Origin of the sequence: Micromonospora sp. WMMD736 (assembly GCF_049179015.1) — a bacterium.
Classification (GTDB): domain Bacteria; phylum Actinomycetota; class Actinomycetes; order Mycobacteriales; family Micromonosporaceae; genus Micromonospora.
Genome location: NZ_JBMHMI010000009.1, coordinates 1 through 3,592, shown reverse-complemented (window position 1 = coordinate 3,592; position 3,592 = coordinate 1). Strand labels below are relative to the sequence as shown.

At 69.4% G+C, this 3,592-nt stretch carries 3 protein-coding genes; 2 read left to right on the top strand and 1 reads right to left on the bottom strand.

Features of this window, described 5'->3' with window-relative positions:
• A partial coding sequence (locus tag ACN269_RS32490; protein ID WP_421476819.1) for a DEAD/DEAH box helicase occupies window positions 1-1,059 on the bottom strand: 1,059 nt, incomplete at its 3' end.
• An 88-nt stretch (window positions 1,060-1,147) separates the two neighbouring features.
• On the opposite strand from ACN269_RS32490, the gene ACN269_RS32485 reads away from it, so the two are divergent.
• Window positions 1,148-1,690, top strand: coding sequence for an LppP/LprE family lipoprotein (locus ACN269_RS32485; protein WP_421476817.1), 543 nt, complete (start codon window positions 1,148-1,150; stop codon window positions 1,688-1,690).
• Window positions 1,691-1,808: 118 nt separating this feature from the next.
• The coding region (locus ACN269_RS32480; RefSeq protein ID WP_421476815.1) for a TM0106 family RecB-like putative nuclease at window positions 1,809-3,592 on the top strand (1,784 nt) is incomplete at its 3' end.

Here is a 3,592-nt window from a genome sequence, read left to right as displayed (position 1 = left end):
CAGCGCCGCCCCGGACCGGCCGGCCCGCCCGGTGCGCCCGATCCGATGCACGTAGGACTCGGTGTCATGCGGGATGTCGTAGTTGACGACGTGGCTGATGCGCTCGACGTCCAAACCGCGGGCGGCCACGTCGGTGGCGATGAGGATGTCGATCGAACCATCCTTGAGCGCACTGATGGTGCGCTCCCGCTGCGCCTGGGCGATATCGCCGTTGATGGCCGCCGCGGCGAACCCCCGCGCCTTGAGCCGTTCGGCGACGTCCTCGGTGGCCTGCTTGGTGCGGACGAACACGATCATCGCGTCGAACGGTTCGACCTCGAGCACCCGGGTCAACGCGTCGAGCTTGCGCGGCCCGGCGACCTGGATGTAGCGCTGCGAAATGTTCTCCGCGGTCGCGGTCTTCGCCTTGACCGTGACCTCGACCGGATCGTGCAGGTAGTTGGTGGTGATCTTGCGGATCGCCGGCGGCATGGTGGCCGAGAACAGCGCGACCTGTTTGTATTCGGGGGTGTCGGCCAGGATGCGCTCGACGTCCTCGGCGAAGCCCATCTGCAGCATCTCGTCGGCCTCGTCCAGCACCAGGTAGTCCAGGCGCGACAGGTCCAAGCGGCCCTTGTCCAGATGGTCGATGACCCGCCCCGGCGTGCCAACCACGATCTGGGCTCCGCGTTTGAGCCCGGCCAACTGGGGGCCGTAGGACGCCCCGCCGTAGATCGGCAGCACGTTGACATCGGGCAGGTGCGCACCGTAGCGCCCGAAGGCCTCGGCGACCTGCAAGGCGAGCTCACGCGTCGGTGCCAGCACCAGCGCCTGGGTGGCTTTGCTGGTGGGGTCGATCTTGGACAGGATCGGAATGGCGAACGCCGCCGTCTTGCCGGTGCCGGTCTGGGCCAGCCCGACGACATCGGAGCCGGCCATCATCGCCGGGATGGTGGCGGCCTGGATCGGCGACGGCGACTCGTATCCGACGTCGGTGACGGCCTGCCGCACCGATGGGTGGATCTGCAGGTCAGCGAAGGTCGGTATGGCGGTCTCGCCGTCCGACGCGGGCGTGGTCATAGGTGATGAAGTCTAGTCGGCAATCGCCGGCCGACCCGCCGCGCGGCCTTCCCGGTCCTCCGGTGGGCCCGCGGTACGGTGCCTGGTTGTGAAGCACGCCGTAGCGTTTGGGGCGGCGATGGTCATGCTCGCAGCATGCGGATCGGGCGATTCCACCGTCTCCAAGACGCCCGAACCCACCGTGACCAGTCAGGCTCCGGCCACCGCAGCGCCACCGTCGACCGAGGACCCGACGCCGACTCCGGCGCCGGCCGATCCGTGCGCCGTGAACCTCGCCGCTCCCGAGATCGCCAAGGCGGTGTCCTCGCTGCCCCGCGACCCACGCAGCGACCAGCCGTGGAGCCCCGAACCGGTGGCCGGCAACTACAACGAATGCGCGCCGCTGTCGGCGGTGATCGTCACCGCCAACACCAACGACGAGAACCCGAACACCCGGGCGGTGATGTTTCACCTGGGCAAGTTCATTCCCACCGGGGTGCCCGACACCTACGGTTTCAACGGTATCGACAAGGCCGAGACGACCGGCGACACCGTGGCGCTGCGCTACTCGAGCGGGGTCGACGGGCTGGCCAGCGTGGTGAAGTTCCGCTGGAACGGCAACGGTGTGGAGCTCATCGGCAACCTCGGCTGACGCGTCCCCATTGCGCGCGAAACGGAATTCCTTGTCGTGAAATCACGACAATCACAGCTCTGAGTTCTGTTTCGGTGCAGAAGGCCTTGGTGTCGGCGCGTTCCCCTAGGGTGGCAACGTGTTCGTCACCGACGACCGGGTCATCTACAGCGCCTCGGACCTCGCCGCCGCCGCGCGCTGCGAGTACGCCCTGCTGCGCGCCTTCGACGCCCAGCTGGGCCGTGGTCCGGCCGTGCTGGTCGAAGACGAATTGCTCGCCCGCACAGCACAACTCGGTAGCGTCCACGAACAGCGCCACCTCGACGAGCTGCGGGCGCGCGGTGACGACACCATCGCCGTCATCGGACGGCCGCCCTACACCGTCGACGGGCTGACCGCGGCCGCCGAGCAGACCGGCGCCGCCGTCGCGCGCCGCGCCCCGGTGATCTATCAGGCCGCGATGTTCGACGGCCGGTTCGCCGGGTTCGCCGACTTCCTGCTGTATGACGGCCGGCGTTACCGGCTGCGCGACACCAAGCTGGCCCGATCGGCCAAGGTGGAGTCGCTGTTGCAGCTGGCCGCCTACTCCGATGCGCTGGTCGACGCCGGGGTGCCGATCGCCGACGAGGTCGAGCTGCTGCTCGGCGACGGCGCCGTGGCGACCTACCGGGTCGACGAACTGCTGGCGGTCTACCGGACGCGGCGCGCGGCCCTCGAGCGCCTGCTGGAGGGGCATCTGGCCGGCGACGCCGCGGTGCGCTGGTCCGACGAGCACATCCGGGCCTGCTTCCGGTGCCCGGAATGCACCGTCGAAGTGCGCGCCCACGATGATCTGCTGCTGGTCGCGGGCATGCGGGTCAGCCAGCGGGCCAGGCTGATCGACGCCGGCATCACCACCATGACCGAGCTGGCCCACCACGACGGACCGGTGTCCGAGCTGTCCGCCCGGACGGTGGCGGGCCTGACCACTCAGGCCCGACTGCAGACCGCGCCGCGGGTCGACGGGCAGCCGCCCTACGAGATCGCCGACCCGCAGCCGCTGGCGCTGCTGCCCGACCCGGACAAGGGCGATTTGTTCTTCGACTTCGAGGGCGATCCGCTGTGGACCGACAACGGACGCGAGTGGGGCCTCGAGTACCTGTTCGGGGTGCTCGATGCCGGCGGCACCTTCCGCCCGCTGTGGGCCCACGACCGCGCCGGGGAACGAAAAGCATTCCTGGACTTCCTCGATCTGGTCGCCAAGCGCCGCCGCCGCTACCCCAGGATGCACGTCTATCACTACGCGGCCTACGAGAAGACCGCGCTACTACGGCTGGCCGGGCGCTATGGGGTCGGCGAGGACGCGGTCGACGACCTGCTGCGCCACGGAGTGCTGGTCGACCTGTATCCGCTGGTGCGCAAGAGTATTCGGGTCGGCACCGACAGCTACAGCCTCAAGGCGCTGGAGCCGCTGTACATGGGCGCGCAGCTGCGCAGCGGCGACGTCACCACCGCCGCCGATTCGATCACCCAGTACGCACAGTTCTGTGCGCTGCGCACCGAGGGCCGGGCCGCCGACGCCGAGATCGTGCTGAAGGAGATCGAGGACTACAACCTCTACGACTGCACGTCGACGCGCAACCTGCGGGACTGGCTGCTCGCCCGGGCCTTCGAATGCGGTGTGCTGCCGCTGGGAACGCAGCCGGTGGGCGACGGCGACGCGGTCGCCGACGACGATGCCGCGGCCCGGAAACTGGCCGCGTTCGCCGGCGACGGCGTCGGGACCCGCACCGCCGAGCAGGCCGCGGTGGCGCTGCTCGCCGCGGCCCGCGGGTACCACCGTCGTGAGGACAAACCGTTCTGGTGGGCGCATTTCGACCGGCTCAACAACCCGGTCGACGAGTGGGGCGATTCCAGCGACGTCTTTCTGGCCGACACCACCCC